This is a genomic window from Prochlorococcus sp. MIT 1307 (genome assembly GCF_034092395.1).
GTDB lineage: Bacteria > Cyanobacteriota > Cyanobacteriia > PCC-6307 > Cyanobiaceae > AG-363-K07.
Genome location: NZ_CP139301.1, coordinates 1,436,496 through 1,455,194 on the forward strand (window position 1 = coordinate 1,436,496; position 18,699 = coordinate 1,455,194).

Below are 18,699 nucleotides of genomic sequence, written 5' to 3' on the forward strand. Positions count from 1 at the left end.
CCTTCCTGGTTGCTGCCTCCCCGAATGAGCGAAGACTCCAAGGTCCAGAAGGTTCAAGCCGCCTATGGCGCTGAACAGATTCAGGTACTTGAAGGCCTGGAGCCTGTCAGGAAAAGACCTGGCATGTATATAGGTTCGACTGGTCCTAGAGGGCTGCATCATCTTGTTTATGAGGTTGTTGATAATGCAGTGGATGAGGCTTTAGCAGGCCATTGTGATCAGATTGTTGTTGTACTTGGTAATGATGGCTCTGCAGCTGTTACAGATAACGGTCGAGGGATTCCCACTGATGTTCACCCTCGTACTGGGAAGAGTGCGCTAGAAACTGTTCTTACGGTTTTACATGCGGGGGGTAAGTTTGGAAGTGGTGGGTACAAAGTTTCAGGAGGACTCCACGGAGTGGGGGTCTCGGTAGTTAATGCCCTTAGTGAATGGGTCGAAGTTACAGTTCGCCGCCAAGAACAAGTTCATCAACAACGATTTGAAAAAGGTGCTCCCATTGGAAGCTTGCTTTCTGAAGCTCAACCTATTTCAGAGAAGGGTTTAACCGGCACAACTGTTTGTTTTAAGCCTGATATAGAAGTTTTTACCGGGGGCATTGATTTTGACTATGTCACGTTGTCATCACGACTGCGAGAGCTTGCATATTTAAATGGCGGCGTAAAAATTATTTTTCGTGATGAAAGAACTTCTTCTTTGGACTCTGAAGGGAAGCCTTATGAGGAGGTTTACTTTTATGAGGGTGGAATAAAAGAATATGTCACTTATATGAATAAAGAAAAGGATGCATTGCACCCAGAAATTATATATGTTAATTCCGAGAAGGATAATGTGCAGGTTGAAGCTGCTCTTCAATGGTGCGTTGATGCTTATTCAGATAGCATTTTGGGGTTTGCAAATAATATTCGAACTGTTGATGGAGGAACGCATATTGAAGGGTTAAAAACTGTCTTAACTCGTACACTCAATTCTTTTGCTAAAAAGCGAGGAAAACGTAAGGACGGTGATACAAATTTGGCAGGTGAGAATATTCGAGAAGGCTTAACAGTCGTTCTTTCTGTGAAGGTTCCAGACCCTGAATTTGAAGGTCAGACCAAAACAAAACTTGGCAATACTGAGGTGCGAGGAATAGTTGATACTTTAGTTGGTGATTCTTTAAGTCAATATTTGGAATTTAACCCAAGTGTTATTGACTTAATCTTAGAAAAAGCAATACAGGCTTTTAACGCTGCTGAAGCTGCAAGGCGAGCCAGAGAACTTGTTCGTAGAAAAAGTGTTCTAGAGAGCTCTACTTTGCCAGGTAAGTTGGCTGATTGTAGTTCTAGAGATCCTTCAGAGTCGGAGATATATATTGTTGAGGGTGATTCAGCAGGTGGCTCTGCAAAACAAGGCCGAGATAGGCGTTTTCAGGCGATTCTTCCTTTGCGAGGCAAGATACTTAATATTGAAAAAACTGATGATGCAAAAATATATAAAAATACAGAGATTCAATCTCTTATTACAGCTCTAGGGTTAGGCATTAAAGGAGAAGAATTTCAATCTAAGAATCTTCGTTATCATAGGGTCGTAATCATGACTGATGCTGATGTAGACGGTGCTCATATAAGAACACTTTTATTGACATTCTTTTATCGATACCAAAAAGAATTAGTAGAAGGTGGATATATTTATATTGCTTGCCCCCCTCTTTACAAGGTGGAAAGAGGTAAGAGTCATAAGTATTGCTATAATGAAGGTGAATTGAAAACTACAATTTCTGGATTTGGTGAGAAAGCTAATTATAATATCCAACGATTTAAAGGTCTTGGTGAGATGATGCCAAAACAATTGTGGGAGACGACAATGGATCCATCTTCTAGAATGATGAAAAGAGTAGAGATAGAAGATGCATTAGAAGCTGATCGAATTTTTACAATATTGATGGGCGACAAAGTTGCACCGCGCAGAGAGTTTATTGAAACCCATAGTGTTGACTTGGATATGGCTGCACTTGATATCTGATGTTTGCAGTGACCTATGTTTTTCGCTGGAGCTGGCTTTTAGGAATAGCTCTTTTTTTTCCGGTAGCTCTTCCCGCTGGGGGTGGGCAGTTATATCAACCGAAAATTTGTAGGTGCTTTGCTTCAACTCCTCTTCTGGCTGGTAATTGTTGTCTTTTAAAGGCTAGTCCATCCATCTTTGCACCAAGTTTACGGACTATTAGTGTTGGTACACCATTAAGAGTTTTAAGAAGTTGGAAGGCTGCAGATGGTAAAGAATGGCTCCAGGTCAACATTGCTACTAATCAAATCATGGAATTGTCTTCGGGACGACGTGGCTGGTTAAATGTCTGAATTGATTGCAGGCTTTAGGCCTTTTTGTTTGGTTGCTAGTGGTGCAATCATAGGCTCTTGGACTCGAATGTATATAACGGATTATTTTGCAATTATTTTCCCTGCTAAGTATTGGGGAACAATTTTTGTGAACGTCTTAGCTACTTTTTTTCTTGGTTTTTTTTTGCGCTCCAGTTCTCAGCTTACAATTTGACTTCTGTTAACAATACGTCCCCATTGTTTTTATTTGGCTGTGTTGGCTTTTTAGGCAGTATGAGTACTTTTTCGAGTTTTATTTCTGACTTGATCAATACCTTTTTAGTTAAGCGATGGAGGCAATTTCTATTAGTAGTTTTATTTTCTTTGGTTGGCGGCGCCTTGGCTATGGCAGCAGGTGTTATTTTGGGTAATGGCTTATAAAATTAAATTAGTACATAAGGAGTTTTATAAGCTTTTAATTGTGTTGTTGGGCGCTATCCCAGGAGCGGTTATTCGTTGGCAGCTTAATAATAATTTTTTTGTTAACCTTACTGGTGCTGCTTTATTGGGATTTGTAATTGGCTTGCAATTAAATAGAAGATGGAAATTAATGCTAGGGGTGGGATTTTGTGGCTCTCTAACTACTTTTAGTGGTTGGATATTTGATTCTACTTTACTATTACTTAATGGATCATTGATCCAGGCTTTTGGATTGATTTTGTATACTTTGGGGTTCGGATTGTTATCAGGTGCGTTTGGATTCTTGGTCGGAAGAAATATTAAGCTTCCAAGGCTTTTTCTATAGCAGCTTTTAATTCTTCGCTATTAGGCTCTATTGCACTTTTACATCGCATTAATACATTTCCTTCTTTGCTAATTAGAAACTTTTCGAAATTCCATTGAACCTCTCCTGTTGGTTCTGCTTGATTGAGTGTTGAGTAGGGTTCTGTTGTATTGCCTTTTGCATGTACCTTTTCAAATAGGGTAAATGTTGCGTTATAGGTTGCAGAGCAGAAAGTTTTAATCTCTGAAATGGTCCCCGGTTCTTGTGCTCCAAAGTCGTTGCAAGGGAAGCCAAGAACTTGGAAGCCTTTTGGCCCATAAGTGTTTTGCAATTCTTGAAGTCCTGCGTATTGCTTTGTGAAGCCGCAGCGACTCGCAACATTCACTATTAGTAGTACCTGCCCACGGTATTCCCCCAGTCGTAAGTCATCTCCATTGGCAGTTTTTACGATCACTTCACTTACGTTCACGCTCATTGACTTACAGATGTTTATTCATGAGCTTAGCCATAAAGTAGTTTTGCCCGACGAGACGGCCGATGAATGAGGCAACGGGGGCACCTAACACAACTGCTTTTGTGAGGAATAGCCCTCATCCCGCAGATGTGGTGGCTGCTCAATTGGAATCGATGTTGTCTGCGGGTAACTATGACGGAGTTAAAACTTTGCTTCAGCCGGTTCAACCGGTGGATATTGCTGAGGCAATTGGTCGTCTTCCTTTGATATTGCAAGCTTTGGCTTTTAGGCTTTTAAATAAAAATGAAGCAATAGAAGTTTATGAGTATTTAGATCCTGTAGTTCAACAAAGTTTGCTTGATCGACTCCGCTCAAATGAAGTCCTTGAGTTAGTGGAGGAGATGTCTCCTGATGACAGAGTTCAGTTATTTGATGAGTTGCCTGCCAAGGTTGTGCGTCGACTGCTTTCTCAGTTGAGTCCTGCAGAGAGGCGAGTCACAGCTCAATTGCTTGGGTATGAAGTTGAGACAGCTGGCAGATTGATGACTACTGAATTTATTGACCTTAAAGAATTCCAGACTGCTCAAGAGGCTTTAACGATTGTGAGGCGTCAGGCTCCTTTTACAGAAACTATTTATAGCTTGTATGTGACAGATCGAGAAAGGCATCTCACAGGAATTCTGTCTTTAAGGGATTTGGTGACTGCTGAGCCAGGAGATCGTATTCGAGATGTTATGACTCGTGAAGTCGTTAATGTTCGAACTGATACTGACCAGGAAGAGGTCGCACGAGCTATTCAGCGATATGACTTTCTAGCTTTACCTGTAGTTGACCTAGAGCAACGCCTTGTAGGCATAGTCACGGTAGATGATGTGATTGATGTAATTGAGCAAGAAGCGACACGTGATATTTATGCTGCTGGAGCGGTACAGGCTGGTGATGAAGATGATTATTTTCAAAGTAATTTGTTTGTAGTCGCTAGGCGACGTGTTGTTTGGTTATCTGCCTTGGTTTTGGCAAATGGCCTTACAACACAGGTGATAGCAATGAATGATGCTGTTTTGAAGCAGGTTGTGCTTCTTGCGGCATTTATTCCTTTGCTCATTGGTACAGGTGGCAACGTTGGTGCTCAGAGTTCGACGGTGGTTATTCGAGGTTTAAGTACTCAAAGTATTCAAACCCTTGGAGTAACAAAAGCGATTGTTAGAGAGGCTATTGCGGGGGCACTATTGGGATTACTGATGTTGTTGGTAGTGGTTCCTTTTGCGTGGTGGCGTGGGGAAGGTCCTTTGATTGGGACCGCTGTAGGAATCAGTCTCATTGCGATTACAACATTGGCAGCTACTGCTGGGGCTGCACTTCCTTTGTTTTTTGATCGGATGGGCTTAGACCCTGCACTAATGTCTGCACCTTTTATTACTACTGCAACTGATGTTGCTGGAGTGTTGATTTACCTGCGCACTGCCTCATGGCTTCTTGCGCATATGAGCCCATCTCTTCTATAGGTAATTATACTTAATTTCTTGCGGATTTACGATTCGCAATGGAGCTTTACACTCCTTAGTAGTACTCTTTACATCTCGCAACAAAATTTTTATGGCTGCCGCCCCAGGCCGTTTTCAGTCGAATCAAGCAATGGAAGCTCCATCTCAAAAGTTCCCAGTAGAAGTTGACCTGGTCCGTTCTTATTTACGTGATATTGGTCGTGTGCCATTGCTTACTCATGAGCAAGAGATCACATTGGGGCGACAAGTGCAGGAGTTGATGTCTCTGGAGCTTCTAGAAGCTGAACTTCAGGCCGATTTAGGTGATAAGCCTAGTCAGGATGCCCTTGCAGTGGCTGCTGGATTAACTCTTTTACAGTTGAAAAAGAAGTTAAAGAATGGTCAGCGTGCAAAAGAGCGCATGGTTGCGGCCAATTTGCGATTGGTGGTCAGTGTTGCTAAGAAGTACACAAAGCGGAACATGGAGCTCTTGGATCTAATCCAGGAGGGAACTATTGGATTGGTTCGAGGAGTTGAGAAATTTGATCCGACGCGTGGGTACAAATTCTCTACTTATGCCTATTGGTGGATACGACAGGGGATAACTCGTGCGATTTCAGAGAAGAGCAGAACGATTCGTTTGCCTATCCATATCACTGAAATGCTCAACAAGTTGAAGAAGGGTCAGCGTGAATTGAGTCAACAAATGGCTCGAACACCAACTTTGACTGAACTGGCTGAGTTTGTAGAGCTTCCCGAAGAAGATGTCAAAGAGTTGATGTGTAGTGCACGTCAACCAATGAGTTTGCAGATGAGTGTGGGGGATGGGGATGAAACTGAGCTGCTTGATTTGCTTTCTGCTGGAAAAGATGTGCCAAGTGAGCAAATTGAGAGTGAATGCATGAAAGGTGATTTGGAAACATTGCTTGAGCAGTTACCGGAATTGCAGTCTCGAGTTTTGAGGATGCGTTATGGCATAGATGGAGAGGCACCGATGAGCTTGACTGGAATCGGTCGTGTTTTAGGAATCAGTAGAGACCGGGTTAGGAATCTTGAGAGAGATGGCTTCAGAGGTCTTCGAAGACTTGGTGATGCCGTTGAGGCTTACGTTGCGTGTTGAATTAATTTCAAGAGGACACGGTTTACATGCTCAGGCGCTTCGTCATGCGGACAATGTCCAGCTCCAGGGATTATTTCTAATGAACGAATACATTTGAAAGATTTCAACCATCTTTTTGCTTCTTCAACAGGTTCCCATGGGTCTTTGTCGCCCCAAATCATGTCGACCGGAGTTTCTAGATCTTTCATTAAATCAGGGGCAAGATAATCATCAAAAAGGTTGATGAAGCCTCTAAAAGCTTCTTTTGCTCCTGTTCGCTTACTTGGAGTATGTAGCAAATTAATTAAATGTTCATCAATGTTCTTTTTGCTGGGATAGGCCTGCATAAGTACTCGTCTAATGACAGTTGGATTTGCTGCATTTCGAAAAAGATTTCCACTCAACCATCGCTGCCTTACAAGTGTCTTCAACACAGGACGAACTGCTTTCATCCAATTAGGTTGCTCGTTTAAGCGTTTATCGTCCATTGTTCTTTGTGCGCAATCGATAAGAACTACGCCGCAGCAGGTATCTTTTAGTAATTGACCAGCTCGTAACGCAATAACCCCGCCAATTGAATTCCCTACAAGGATTACTCGTTTCTGCACCACATGAGTACAAAAGTCAGCGACTTGCTTGCTCCAAGCATCGAATCCATAGGTGAAGTCTCCTGAGTGAGACTTTTCTCCCTGCAATCTTGCATTTGGTTGGCTGCTGTTGCCAAAGCCAATTAGATCAATTGCGTAGCAGATTGTGACCTTACCTATGACTGGTTGATTATGGCGCCAATGTTCTTTGCATGCTCCAAAGCCATGTATGAGCACTATTGCAGGACTTGAGTTGTCACTGCAGCCCTCACTATTCCAGGAGATTTTCCAGTCATGCCAGCGCCAGCTATTGCTATGAAACAAACATTCCTCCATTTGCCAAATTCATTGCCTCTAATTATGTTGTTTTTTGATTATTGGTTGTGATTAATAGAAAAAGTGTTGAGGAAGGGTCTGGAGAGCTTTTCTTAACATTTGAGAAATTAGATTTCATGCAACTTGGATTGCTTGATTGGTTCGTTGAACATGGACGTCATTCGATCCCCTGGAAGCTCAAATCAGATGGGAGTCATCCGAAAAATAACGAGGCCTTAAATCCTTATGGAATTTGGATTGCTGAAGTGATGCTTCAGCAGACCCAACTGCATGTTGTTTTGCCTTATTGGGAAAGATGGATGCAAACTTTGCCAACTTTGCTCGATTTGGTGCAAGCTTCTGAGCAAGAAATTTTGCTGCTTTGGCAAGGACTTGGTTATTACTCCAGAGCACGTCGAATTCACAAATCAGCTCACAAATTGTTGGAAGTTTTAGGAGGCGCTGACTCATTGGACCCATCTTCTTGGCCTAGTGATTTAAAGACGTGGATGTCTTTGCCTGGAATCGGTCGCAGTACTGCAGGAAGCATCATCTCTTCGGCTTTCAACCTTCCTAAGTCTCTTCTTGATGGCAATGTTCAAAGAGTATTAAGCCGATTAATCGCAAATCCCAGGCCAGCAAAAGACTGTTTGCCTGTTTTATGGGATCTTAGTGATCAATTAATGGATAAACAGAATCCACGACACTTCAATCAGGCCTTAATGGACTTGGGAGCGATGGTTTGTACTCCAAGCAGCCCAAATTGTATTAAATGTCCTTGGAATGCGTATTGCATTGCTTACTCTTCTAGGCAAACTCAAAAATTTCCCGTGAAGGCTGCTAGTAGACCCTTACCTTTTCAAGTTATAGGGATCGGTGTTGTTTTTAATGATTTCGGAGAGGTGCTGATAGATCAACGTTTGGATGGAGTTTCTATGGGCGGAATGTGGGAATTTCCAGGTGGAAAAAAGGAGTTAGATGAAGAGATTGAAGAAACAATCAAGCGTGAATTAAGAGAGGAATTGGGGATCCAAGTCGAAGTAGGTGATCTCTTGATTTCAATAGAACATTCATATAGCCATAAAAAGCTTCTCTTCATTGTGCATATTTGTCATTGCATAGCAGGTAAACCTCAACCTTTAGCTAGTCAACAATGTCGCTGGGTTCAACCAAATGAGCTCGATCAGTATCCTTTTCCAGTAGCTAATTCCAAGATGATATCTGCATTGAAAACATACCTTCAAAAAGACAATTGAATTGATTTTTCCTAATTTCAGATTATTAGAACGCGAAAATTATGACTGTTGACTTGGATTCTTTAAATGCACCTCAAGTAATTTGTATTGGTGAAGCACTTTTGGACCGTTTGGGCCCTCTTGGTGGAGACCCTTATGCAGATAAACCGGTTGAAGATTGTTTAGGAGGGGCTCCTGCCAATGTTGCTTGCGGCTTAGCAAAGCTGGGGATCAATACTGCCTTTGCTGGGCGCTTAGGAGACGATTTTATTGGGAAGCAATTTCACAAATTGTTTAAGACTTGTGGAGTTAATGTTCAAGCTTTACAAGTAGATCCAGTTAGGCCTAGCAGAATTGTCCTCGTTCGTCGTGATTTAAAAGGGGATCGTTCTTTTGAAGGATTTCAGGGCGGAGAGGAGCATGGTTTTGCTGACCAGGCTTTGGAGGTTAAGGCACTAAAGGAGACATGGCCTGGTTTACTAAGCAATGCTGGCTGGTTATTGGCTGGCACAATTCCCTTGGCAACAACTACTTCTGCAGAGACTTTGTTATGGGGTGTTGAACAGGCAATCAAAAAAGAAGTTAAATTTGCTTTAGATATAAATTGGCGCCCTACCTTTTGGAGTCAAAACCTTTCTTCAAATTGTGGTCCCAATGACGCTGCTCTTAAAAAGATTGCAATTCTATTGGAAAATGCGTCTTTGCTAAAGCTTGCAAATGAAGAGGCAAGGTGGTTTTTCAATACTTCCGACCCTGTGAAGATATCGAGATCATTGCCTAATCGGCCTGATGTGGTTGTTACCAATGGGGCTAGGCCTTTGCATTGGGTAATTGGAGGTTTTGCTGGAGAGATGAAGGTTTTTTCGCCACAGACAGTGGTCGATACAACTGGCGCTGGTGATGCTTTTACTGCAGGCTTGCTTCAGCAATATTTGACGTCTTCTTTTAATAAGCTCAATCAAGAGGTTGTAGAAGAAGCTGTTCGTTTCGCAGCAGCATGTGGAGCTTTAGTTTGCGGCGGCCCAGGAGGAATCGATCCTCAGCCTACTTATGAAGAGATAAAGAATTTTTTGCAGGATCTATAGGAGGGATTACATGAGCTAATCGCTTTCCATCACTATGGTGCTTTAATTTTATTTTCCAGGCTTCTGGAAGAGACAAACTTAAACGTTCTGGCCATTCGACAACTATGAGTGCACCAAGATCTTCAGCTTCCTCTTCTTCTTGTAAAAACAACTCATTAGCAGCTTCTTTATCTTCTAATCGATATAGATCTAGATGAAATAAGGGTGGGTTGCCCTCAGGATAATGCTGTGCCAATGGAAAAGTTGGGCTAGTTATGGGTTCATTAATCCCTAAGCCACTGGCTATGCCTTTCACAAGAGAGGTTTTTCCTGCCCCTAAAGGACCTTCGAGTAAAAGTATTTTTAAGTCAGGAATTCTTTCACTGAGCTTTGTGCCTAAAGCAATGGTTTCCTCAAGATTTTGGAGTAGCCAGTATGAATCTGTAGATTGACATTGACTCCACTCGGAAGCTTCGAACATTCCGTAGAGACTCTTTTTCATTATCCTCAACTTCAATTAACGTTTAATCATGGTTGTAATGTCTAATCCTAAAAATACTTTGGCGGATTCTGCTCATTACGTTGTGGCGGATATAGGGCTAGCCGATTTTGGTCGGAAGGAACTGAAGATTGCAGAAACTGAGATGCCTGGATTGATGGCTCTTAGAGACAAGTATGGAAGTAGCCAGCCTTTACAAGGTGCTTGCATTGCAGGCAGCTTGCACATGACTATTCAGACAGGTGTGTTGATTGAAACATTAGTAGCTTTGGGAGCAAAAGTTCGATGGGCTTCATGCAATATTTTTTCTACTCAGGATCATGCAGCAGCAGCAATTGCAGAAACAGGCACTCCTGTGTTTGCTGTAAAGGGTGAGAGCCTAGATGAATACTGGGATTATACCCATAGCATTCTGGATTGGGGAGATGGACATGCACCGAACATGATTTTGGATGACGGTGGGGATGCAACGGGATTAGTCATGCTTGGAAGTAAGGCCGAGAACGATCTTTCGGTTTTAGAAAATCCCAGGAACGAGGAAGAAATTTCATTGTTTTCTTCTATTCGAAAAAAGCTTGCTCAGGACTCAACTTTTTATTCCCGAGTCAAAGCAAGCATCCAAGGGGTTACAGAAGAGACAACTACAGGGGTAGCTCGGCTGTACCAGATGCAAAAGAGTGGTGAGTTGCCCTTCCCTGCAATTAATGTCAATGATTCAGTGACTAAAAGCAAGTTCGACAATTTATATGGGTGCCGTGAATCCTTAGTTGATGGTATTAAGCGTGCAACTGACGTAATGGTGGCTGGAAAGGTTGCACTGGTTATTGGTTATGGAGATGTGGGGAAAGGATCTGCTCAGTCCCTGAGAGGGCTTGGGGCAACTGTGTTAATTGCTGAGATTGATCCGATTTGTGCTTTACAAGCGGCTATGGAAGGTTATCGAGTTGTTCGATTAGATGAGATTGTGCAGGATGTAGACATCTTTGTTACTGCGACTGGAAATTTCAAAGTGATTCAGCATGAGCATTTAATTCGCATGAAGGATGAGGCAATTGTTTGCAATATTGGGCATTTCGATAATGAGATTGATGTTGCTTCTTTAAAACAATATCAATGGGAAAATATTAAACCTCAGGTTGATCATATAACTCTTCCAAGTGGAAATAAGATCATTCTTCTTGCTGAAGGCCGATTAGTTAATTTGGGCTGTGCAACTGGTCACCCTAGCTTTGTAATGAGTAATTCATTTACGAATCAAGTTTTAGCTCAGATCGAGCTATTTACTAAAGGCTCTAATTACTCAAATGAGGTTTACGTATTACCAAAACATCTTGATGAAATGGTTGCGCGCCTCCACTTGGAAAAGATTGGCGCAAAGCTCACAAAATTAACTTCCGAGCAAGCAGATTATATATGCGTTCCTGTGGAAGGCCCTTACAAGCCTGATCATTATCGCTATTGAACTTTAATTCTTAATTAGTCCTTTTAAAAAGATTTTTATTTCTAAGTATTCATGAATATAACCGAATTGATTAGCAATTTACCTAATGTGATTGGTAATGCTGTTGAAGCTAATCAATGGATTGGTTACGGGGCAATTTTGTTGGCCATGTTTTTGGAAAATCTTTTTCCACCAATACCTTCGGAATTGATTATGCCTCTCGGGGGATTTTATGTTCAGCAAGGTCAATTGCATTTTTTGCCAGTTGTTTTTGCAGGCTTGATAGGAACTGTTGTGGGTGCTTTCCCTTGGTATGGAATAGGTAGATTGGTTAATGAAGAAAGGCTTGAAATTTGGCTGAAACGTAATGGCAGATGGATTGGCATTAGTCCTGAAGATCTTTCACGCAGCCGGCGCTGGTTTAATCGATATGGAATCCCTTTGGTTTTCTGGGGGCGCTTAGTACCAGGAATTAGAACTCTCATTTCAGTACCTGCTGGCATTGAGTTGATGCCTTTAGTGCCTTTTTTGATATGGACGACTGCAGGGAGTTTGATTTGGACTTTGTTGTTGACTTTTGCTGGACTTGTTCTTGGTGAGAGTTATAACAATGTGGCAATTTTGATGGGTCCTTTATCTAAAGGCATCAAAATTATTCTTTTGATTGGATTTATATCTGGATTGATTTGGCTATCCATTCGAACTTGGCGTGTGCTTAAGCAAAGAAATTAAGCTTTAAAAAGGTATTTCTTCATTATTTGGACTCCCTGAATTAGACGTTGCACCTCCAAACGTATTAGGTTCTGCATCTCGTTTTGAACCGAGAAGTTCTAGGCGGTCAACACGAACAACGGGCTTACTTTTGCTTTCACCTGTATTCCTATCAGTCCATTTATCTAGCTTGAATGAGCCAGTGATTCCTAGTAGTGAACCCTTCTTGACATAGTCGGCAGCTACTTGTGCTTGTTTCCCCCAAATCTCAAGATTGAACCAATCAGGTTCATCATTGCGACTACGGCGATTTACTGCCAAGGTTAAGTTCGCAACAACGCTTCCTGATTCGAAGTAGCGCACCTCGGGATCTCTGCCAGCTCGGCCTACCAATGTGACGGAATTAATGCCCATTTATGAATCCGATTTTGATACTGCTTAATAATGCTTCAAATCAGAGGTTAATGGATGCAAGGAGTTCAAGACTCTTCTTTGTAAGTAACAAGAGTCTTCGCAAAGTACCTCTATGATTCGCCGAATTGGAAAAAAACCCGTGTTCTTTAGTCGATTTAAGTTCTCTCGCGATATCGGGATTGATTTGGGTACAGCCAATACTCTGATTTATGTGTCTGGGAAAGGGATCGTCCTCCAAGAACCTTCTGTGGTGGCTATGGACTTAGAGGAGGGAGTTCCAATGGCAGTCGGTGATGATGCCAAATTAATGCTGGGAAGAACTCCTGGGAATATTCGTGCAGTTAGACCCCTGCGTGATGGAGTGATTGCTGACTTTGATGCAGCTGAGCAGATGCTCAAAAGCTTTATTCAAAAATGCAATGAGGGCCGTGGAATAATTTCACCACGCTTAGTGGTTGGTATACCCAGTGGTGTCACTGGTGTTGAACGTCGTGCTGTTCGTGAGGCAGGTATGGCAGGAGCTAGGGAAGTTCATTTAATTGATGAGCCAGTTGCAGCTGCAATTGGAGCATCACTGCCAGTGACAGAGCCAATTGGAACGATGATTGTTGATATTGGAGGAGGAACAACCGAGGTAGCTGTGCTTAGCTTGGGAGGGACAGTGCTAAGTGAATCTGTTCGTGTCGCTGGCGATGAAATTAACGATGCTATTGCCGTCTATTTGAAGAAAGTGCATAACTTGGTTGTCGGGGAACGTACGTCAGAAGAAATCAAGATTCGAATTGGATCGGCTTTCCCTGACGATGAGTACGATATGAAGTCGATGGATGTTAGAGGTCTTCACCTTTTATCAGGTCTGCCTAGGTCGATTAATCTTCAAGCAGGGGATCTGAGGGAAGCTATGGCTGAACCTCTTAGCAAAATAGTTGAAGCTGTAAAACGGACTTTGGAGAGAACCCCCCCTGAATTGGCGGCTGATATAGCCGATAGAGGGATCATGCTTGCTGGTGGTGGAGCCTTAGTGAGAGGCATTAGTGATCTTGTGAGCCATGAAACTGGGATTTTTACTCACGTAGCAGAAGATCCTTTACTCTGTGTTGTGAAGGGTTGTGGACAGGTTTTAGAAGATTTCAAGCGTTTACGGAGAGTTCTCGACACTCCTGACTTCGCAAGAAATTCAGCTACGGATTGAAGAGATGTTTGGAGGGGCTAGGTTGGCTTCTTTTCGTTGGAAAATTTGGCGAAAACTGTGGCCTTGGTTTCTTCTTGCAAGTTGTCTTTTTATTGTTCGATTGAGTAAAGGTGCAGGGTTTTCTGATGCTTATGCATTATTAACAAAGCCGTTTTGGCCTGGTTCAGCTCAGAGGGAGTGGATTCAAGATGGGGCTCAACTCGATCAGCAGATCAGATTGAATTTGCTTGAACAGGACAATGAACGATTAAGAACAATTCTCTCTCTTCAGCAATCATCAAAATTTGGACTTTTCTCCGCTCCAGTCATCTCTCGTCGGCCTAAGGGATGGTGGCAACAAGTGGAGCTTGGTAAAGGATCCATCGATGGGATTAGGCCGACTTTTGCAGTAATGGGTCCTGGAGGCTTATTAGGGATAGTTGAAAGTGTTACTCCAACAACTGCAAGAGTGCGATTACTTACTGCTCCTGGGAGTCAAGTAGGGGTATGGGTTTCTCGTACCAAAAGTCATGGGATCTTGCTTGGAATGGGCACCAATCGTCCTCAGTTGACTTTTCTAGATAAAGCTCCAATGGTTATCGAAGGAGATGTTGTGAGTACTTCCCCAGCCAGCACAATTTTGCCGCCTAATTTGCCTGTTGGGGTAATTCAGGTTCTAGATAAAAAAGCATTACCAGCACCTCAGGCCAGTGTGCAATTGCTAGCAGCCCCAGAGGCAATTGATTGGGTACAAGTGCAAAGACCTTGATGGGTAGACAAAAGCTAAGAAAGTTTTTTTTGGCTTCTGCTTTAGCAGTTCCTCTTTTGACTTTTTTATCACCTAGTTGGTTCTCATTGATGGGTGTTGGCCCCAGTTGGTCGGTGTTGTGGCTATTGCCCTGGGCACTTGTGAATGGTCCTAATTCAGGGAGCTTGGCGGGTTTTTCATTAGGGTTGATTTTGGATGCGATTAGTATTGGGGACGGCACTCATGTACCAGTTTTAATCCTTCTTGGTTTTTGGTGGGGTCGAATAGGAAGAAGAGATTTACTTATAGATAGCAACTTTAGTCTTGGATGCTTGGCATGGATAGGAAGTGTAGTTCTAGGAATAAGTTTTTGGATTCAGTTTTCACTAACACACATTGGTAGACAAGAGGTTTTATTTAACTCGTGGAGTTTGCATACTATCCTTTGCCAGGCGATTCTTACAGGTTTACTTGCCCCATTAGCTTGTACTTGGCTTTTGACCCTGTTTAAGGGGCCTAAATCTACCTTTATCTCTAAATAAATAGTACCCAATTTGGGGGGTGATCTTTTTTCTACTTTGGTTAATGGTTTTCTTTTAAGTTGCTCTTGGACTTGTTAAAAGCTTGACCTGATAGCAGCTAAATTTTTTAGGTAATTTTTGATTGCGAAAAATTATTCAAGGTAATTCAAGTATTTCCAAGAAACTTGAATTTAGCAATTCCTCAATTCCACCTTTAATGGTGCCTTTGGACCTTAACTTGCAAAGAAATATGTATCACCATTGCTATCTTGAATTTTGGGTCAATATCAAAACTCTTTTTTAATAGAAGAGCCCAGTCGGACAGATGTTTTTTTACCTAGTAAGGTGATTTTTGATACAGTCCCAAAATACCCTTAATTGAGTAGAAATACGCAGGTACAAATACTTTAGAAATCTTAAAAAAAACGAAAAACTCTTCTGTTGAAGGATCTTTTGACCCTTTTTCTTTGGGTTGGAAGGTTAATGTTGCTTTTCTTGACGAGGAATTCAACATGCCAAGGAGAGGTCCATCAGAGCTTAAAAGCGTTGATGGGTCCCCAAAGAAGGCGCCAGTGAGTAACCCTCGGGCCACGATCCTTGTCGTGGACGACGAGCCAGCTGTGGTTCGTGTCTTGATGACCAGACTTGAATTGGCTGGTTATAGGGTTCTATCAGCTGAGGATGGGGAAAAGGCTATAGAGGTGTTTCATAACGAGTCACCAGATTTGGTTGTCCTAGATGTAATGCTTCCAAAGCTTGATGGCTTTGCTGTTTGTAGGCGTCTTAGAGCGGAATCTTGTGTACCCATAATCTTTTTGACTGCACTTGAAGCGATTTCTGAACGAGTTGCAGGGCTTGATTTGGGGGCAGATGATTATCTCTCCAAGCCTTTTAGCCCCAAAGAGCTCGAGACACGAATTGCGACAATTTTGCGAAGGATGGGGCCTGGTGTTGCTGTGGCTGAACCAAGGGAACTGCCTGTTGGCCAGGGAGTTTTACGTTTAGGTGACTTAGTAGTGGATACAAATCGGAGACAAGTAAGTCGTGCGGGGGATCGTATTGGACTTACTTATACAGAATTCAGTTTGCTTGAGTTGTTGTTCCGTGAACCAGGCAGGGTGGTTCCTAGAGCAGAGATACTGGAACAACTTTGGGGATACCCGCCTAGAAGAGCTGCAGATCTTCGAGTTGTTGATGTATACGTTGCGCGTTTGAGAGGCAAGCTTGAACCTGATCCTCGTAATCCTGAATTGATCCTTACTGTTAGAGGAATTGGATACGCATCACAGCGTATGGGAGAGTTTCCTACTGCTATAGCCAGTTGAAGAAATAATTACATTTAAGAGTGCAAGATGGCCCATCTCCAGGCAAGATGACGCGGGTCTGCTAATCCTTCTTTGTCTGATTTACGAGAGATTCGCTTAGAAAAGGCGAAAGCATTGAAAGGTTTAGGTCAAGAGCCTTATGCGGTGAGATATGCAATTACTCATCATGCGGCTTCTTTAAAGGCTGATCATAAGGATCTTCCCAACGGTCAAGAACGATTAGTCAATGTTTCAGTAGCAGGACGAGTAATGTCTCGCCGCGTCATGGGGAAGCTTGCTTTTTTTAATTTGGCTGATGAAACTGGCACTTTGCAGCTCTATTTAGAGAAGGCCACTATTGATGGCAAATCTGAATCCTCCACTTCTTTTTCGCAATTAATCGATCTTGTTGATACTGGAGATTGGATAGGTGTTAGCGGGATATTGCGTAGAACTGACCGGGGTGAACTTTCTGTAAAGGTTTTTGCATGGCAGATGCTGTCAAAGTCTTTACAATCCTTGCCTGATAAATGGCATGGTTTGACAGATATAGAGACTAGATATAGACAAAGATATTTGGATTTGATCGTTTCACCTCAATCGAGGGAGACTTTTAAACGAAGGGCTTTAATGGTTAGTGCCATAAGGAGATGGTTAGATCAGCGTGGATTTTTAGAAATTGAAACGCCAGTACTGCAATCTGAGGCTGGGGGAGCAGAGGCAAGGCCTTTTATTACTCATCACAACACACTAGATCTGCCGCTTTATTTAAGGATTGCCACAGAGTTGCATTTAAAAAGACTAGTTGTTGGGGGCTTTGAACGGGTTTATGAACTCGGACGTATATTTCGTAATGAGGGCATTAGTACTAGACATAATCCTGAATTCACTTCAGTTGAGGTGTATCAGGCTTTCGCGGATTATTTAGACATGATGAATTTGACTGAGGAGTTGATCTCTTCAGTTTGTGCTCAGCTTCTTGGCTCTACCAAAATTTCGTATCAAGCGATGGAAATTGATCTGACTCCACCATGGAGACGGGCAACTATGCATGATCTAGTGAAGGAAGCAACTGGTATTGATTTCACTACTTTTAATGACCGGGATGACGCTGCTGCAGCAATGGTTGAATTTGGTTTAGAGGTCCCAGTAAAAGCAGATAGTGTTGGGAGATTGCTTAATGAAGCATTTGAGCAGTCAGTGGAGTCAAATCTTCATCAGCCAACATTTGTGATGGATTACCCAATTGAGATATCACCTCTAGCGAGGCCTCATCGTAGTCAGAAGGGTTTGGTTGAACGTTTTGAACTTTTTATAGCTGGTCGCGAGACTGCAAATGCATTTAGTGAATTAATTGATCCTATAGATCAACGTAAGCGCCTTGAATCTCAGCAAGCTCGTCGTCAGGCAGGTGACCTTGAAGCTCATGGTGTAGATGAAGATTTTTTGAATGCTTTGGAAGTCGGAATGCCTCCTACAGGAGGCCTTGGCATAGGAATTGATCGCTTAGTTATGCTTCTCACTGATAGTGCTTCTATTCGAGAAGTGATTGCTTTTCCATTACTTCGGCCGGAGTCAAAATAAAAACATTTCTAGTGGGGTCCCATCACAGTGGATAATTGAGCGAGTGGCAAAGTTCTGTTCCGATGAGTGGTGAGCGCGTTGGTTTCCGCTTTAAACACGCCGATGCGGTGGTCAAACGCAATCCTCAGGGACGTTCTAGGCGTGGCTGGGTTATGGAGCCTGTTGAACAAACCACTAGCCGTGGTACCAAGATGCCTGCCTATCGCATCCGCTGGCGTGATAGCGAAAGACCTGAGATTGTGCTTCAACACATGTTGATAGCTGACCCTGATCCCTCACCCCCACCTGAGAATGTGAGCCTGCAGCCTCCTGGCCAATAACACTGAGCTCACTTAATTACATCAGTTTTTCGTTTCTGGAGGTTGTTTTCAGTGCTAGGAAAACCTAGTAGTTTTATGAAATAGAGATAAGACAGTTGAAAAGCTTATGTGGCTACTTTTCTGTCTAGCGAGTGTCGAATTGTTCGAATTCTCTCTTGATTAAAAACGTTCTAAAGCTGACTTCACATCACGATCAGCTTGTTTCCTTTTTTCCTCCTGCCTTTTGTCATGAAGTTTTCTGCCTTTTCCTAGCCCAATGGTGAGTTTTATCCATGAACCATTGAGGTGAAGGCTCAATGGAATCAACGTGAGTCCTTTTCTATCTAGTTGACTTTTTAACTTTTCGATTTCTCTGCGATGAGCTAGAAGCTTTCTTACTCTTAGAGGCTCATGATTGAAGTAGCTACTAGCCTGTTTATGAGGAGAAATATGTACGTTGTGCAGTTGAAGTTCACCTTTGCGAATTAGACAGAATCCATCTCTTAAATTTGCTTTTCCAGCTCGTATCGACTTGACTTCAGTTCCCAATAGCTCCATTCCTGTTTCTAGGGTTTCTAAAATTTCATATTGATGCCTGGCCAGACGATTTTCTGCCAATCTTTTGTGCGCTGAAGCTCGGAGAGCTGCTTTTAATTTTTTAGCTTTTGTTTTAGCCATTACTACTTCTTAACAC

Annotated in this window: 22 protein-coding genes; 17 read left to right on the forward strand and 5 right to left on the reverse strand. The window is 42.5% G+C overall.

All coding sequences use genetic code 11. The annotated features are described in order from the left end of the window. Window positions 1–24 precede the first annotated feature (24 nt). The 5 genes from gyrB to SOI82_RS07310 are packed head-to-tail and all read left to right on the forward strand — an operon-like array spanning window position 25 to window position 3,096. On the forward strand, window positions 25–2,001 hold the full coding sequence (gyrB, locus tag SOI82_RS07295) for a DNA topoisomerase (ATP-hydrolyzing) subunit B (RefSeq protein ID WP_320666785.1): 1,977 nt from the start codon (window positions 25–27) through the stop codon (window positions 1,999–2,001). An 8-nt stretch (window positions 2,002–2,009) separates the two neighbouring features. Next, complete coding sequence (locus SOI82_RS07300) at window positions 2,010–2,333, forward strand: SH3 domain-containing protein (protein ID WP_414153500.1); 324 nt, start codon at window positions 2,010–2,012, stop codon at window positions 2,331–2,333. Further along, window positions 2,326–2,526 carry a FluC/FEX family fluoride channel gene (locus SOI82_RS10535; protein ID WP_414153501.1) on the forward strand — a complete coding sequence of 67 codons (201 nt, stop codon included), beginning with the start codon at window positions 2,326–2,328 and terminating at the stop codon, window positions 2,524–2,526. Before SOI82_RS07300 ends, SOI82_RS10535 begins: the two co-directional genes overlap by 8 nt. Window positions 2,527–2,549: 23 nt before the next feature. Next, complete coding sequence (locus tag SOI82_RS07305; protein ID WP_414153528.1) at window positions 2,550–2,732, forward strand: CrcB family protein; 183 nt, start codon at window positions 2,550–2,552, stop codon at window positions 2,730–2,732. Continuing rightward, a complete protein-coding gene (locus SOI82_RS07310; protein ID WP_320666788.1) occupies window positions 2,722–3,096 on the forward strand; it encodes a fluoride efflux transporter FluC in 375 nt (124 codons plus the stop codon). The genes SOI82_RS07305 and SOI82_RS07310 overlap by 11 nt, the downstream gene beginning before the upstream one ends. On the opposite strand, the gene SOI82_RS07315 is transcribed toward SOI82_RS07310, so the two are convergent. Beyond that, entirely contained in the window at window positions 3,071–3,550 is a 480-nt protein-coding gene (locus tag SOI82_RS07315) for a glutathione peroxidase (RefSeq protein ID WP_320666789.1), read from the reverse strand. The genes SOI82_RS07310 and SOI82_RS07315 overlap by 26 nt on opposite strands. 62 nt (window positions 3,551–3,612) lie before the next feature. On the opposite strand from SOI82_RS07315, the gene mgtE reads away from it, so the two are divergent. Next, window positions 3,613–5,034 carry a magnesium transporter gene (gene mgtE / locus SOI82_RS07320; protein ID WP_320666790.1) on the forward strand — a complete coding sequence of 474 codons (1,422 nt, stop codon included), beginning with the start codon at window positions 3,613–3,615 and terminating at the stop codon, window positions 5,032–5,034. Window positions 5,035–5,164: 130 nt separating this feature from the next. Continuing rightward, complete coding sequence (locus tag SOI82_RS07325; protein WP_320668382.1) at window positions 5,165–6,133, forward strand: RpoD/SigA family RNA polymerase sigma factor; 969 nt, start codon at window positions 5,165–5,167, stop codon at window positions 6,131–6,133. Here the strand turns inward: SOI82_RS07325 and SOI82_RS07330 are convergent. Then, window positions 6,118–7,035: an alpha/beta fold hydrolase gene (locus SOI82_RS07330; protein ID WP_320666791.1), complete on the reverse strand. Its 918-nt coding sequence runs from the start codon at window positions 7,033–7,035 to the stop codon at window positions 6,118–6,120. The two genes, SOI82_RS07325 and SOI82_RS07330, sit on opposite strands and share 16 nt — an antisense overlap. A gap of 47 nt (window positions 7,036–7,082) precedes the next feature. Here SOI82_RS07330 and mutT point away from each other — a divergent pair, with 47 nt between their 5' ends. Both mutT and SOI82_RS07340 read left to right on the forward strand, forming a co-directional pair. Then, a complete protein-coding gene (gene mutT, locus SOI82_RS07335; RefSeq protein WP_414153502.1) occupies window positions 7,083–8,270 on the forward strand; it encodes an 8-oxo-dGTP diphosphatase MutT in 1,188 nt (395 codons plus the stop codon). A 41-nt stretch (window positions 8,271–8,311) separates the two neighbouring features. Then, window positions 8,312–9,334 carry a carbohydrate kinase gene (locus tag SOI82_RS07340; RefSeq protein ID WP_320666792.1) on the forward strand — a complete coding sequence of 341 codons (1,023 nt, stop codon included), beginning with the start codon at window positions 8,312–8,314 and terminating at the stop codon, window positions 9,332–9,334. Here SOI82_RS07340 and tsaE read toward each other — a convergent pair. Then, window positions 9,294–9,794, reverse strand: coding sequence for a tRNA (adenosine(37)-N6)-threonylcarbamoyltransferase complex ATPase subunit type 1 TsaE (tsaE, locus tag SOI82_RS07345; RefSeq protein WP_320666793.1), 501 nt, complete (start codon window positions 9,792–9,794; stop codon window positions 9,294–9,296). The genes SOI82_RS07340 and tsaE overlap by 41 nt on opposite strands. Before the next feature lie 58 nt (window positions 9,795–9,852). On the opposite strand from tsaE, the gene ahcY reads away from it, so the two are divergent. Next, complete coding sequence (ahcY, locus tag SOI82_RS07350; RefSeq protein WP_414153503.1) at window positions 9,853–11,274, forward strand: adenosylhomocysteinase; 1,422 nt, start codon at window positions 9,853–9,855, stop codon at window positions 11,272–11,274. A 51-nt stretch (window positions 11,275–11,325) separates the two neighbouring features. After that, window positions 11,326–11,985 (forward strand): DedA family protein, encoded by a 660-nt coding sequence (locus SOI82_RS07355; RefSeq protein WP_320666795.1) that lies wholly within the window; start codon window positions 11,326–11,328, stop codon window positions 11,983–11,985. Window positions 11,986–11,988: 3 nt separating this feature from the next. On the opposite strand, the gene SOI82_RS07360 is transcribed toward SOI82_RS07355, so the two are convergent. Further along, window positions 11,989–12,378: a single-stranded DNA-binding protein gene (locus SOI82_RS07360; RefSeq protein ID WP_320666796.1), complete on the reverse strand. Its 390-nt coding sequence runs from the start codon at window positions 12,376–12,378 to the stop codon at window positions 11,989–11,991. Between the two features lie 139 nt (window positions 12,379–12,517). On the opposite strand from SOI82_RS07360, the gene SOI82_RS07365 reads away from it, so the two are divergent. The 6 genes from SOI82_RS07365 to SOI82_RS07390 all read left to right on the forward strand — a co-directional run bounded on the left by SOI82_RS07365 (window position 12,518) and on the right by SOI82_RS07390 (window position 18,026). Further along, on the forward strand, window positions 12,518–13,570 hold the full coding sequence (locus SOI82_RS07365) for a rod shape-determining protein (protein ID WP_320668384.1): 1,053 nt from the start codon (window positions 12,518–12,520) through the stop codon (window positions 13,568–13,570). Between the two features lie 4 nt (window positions 13,571–13,574). Beyond that, window positions 13,575–14,318, forward strand: a complete 744-nt coding sequence (mreC, locus tag SOI82_RS07370; protein WP_320666797.1) for a rod shape-determining protein MreC — start codon at window positions 13,575–13,577, stop codon at window positions 14,316–14,318. Next, a complete protein-coding gene (mreD, locus tag SOI82_RS07375; protein WP_414153504.1) occupies window positions 14,318–14,839 on the forward strand; it encodes a rod shape-determining protein MreD in 522 nt (173 codons plus the stop codon). Before mreC ends, mreD begins: the two co-directional genes overlap by 1 nt. A 491-nt stretch (window positions 14,840–15,330) precedes the next feature. Continuing rightward, window positions 15,331–16,143 carry a response regulator transcription factor RpaB gene (rpaB, locus tag SOI82_RS07380; RefSeq protein ID WP_320666799.1) on the forward strand — a complete coding sequence of 271 codons (813 nt, stop codon included), beginning with the start codon at window positions 15,331–15,333 and terminating at the stop codon, window positions 16,141–16,143. Between the two features lie 72 nt (window positions 16,144–16,215). Then, complete coding sequence (lysS, locus tag SOI82_RS07385) at window positions 16,216–17,706, forward strand: lysine--tRNA ligase (protein WP_320666800.1); 1,491 nt, start codon at window positions 16,216–16,218, stop codon at window positions 17,704–17,706. A gap of 62 nt (window positions 17,707–17,768) precedes the next feature. Further along, a complete protein-coding gene (locus SOI82_RS07390; protein WP_320666801.1) occupies window positions 17,769–18,026 on the forward strand; it encodes a hypothetical protein in 258 nt (85 codons plus the stop codon). 159 nt (window positions 18,027–18,185) lie between these two features. Here SOI82_RS07390 and smpB read toward each other — a convergent pair whose 3' ends face one another. Next, window positions 18,186–18,683, reverse strand: coding sequence for an SsrA-binding protein SmpB (smpB, locus tag SOI82_RS07395; protein ID WP_320666802.1), 498 nt, complete (start codon window positions 18,681–18,683; stop codon window positions 18,186–18,188). Between the last annotated feature and the right edge of the window lie 16 nt (window positions 18,684–18,699).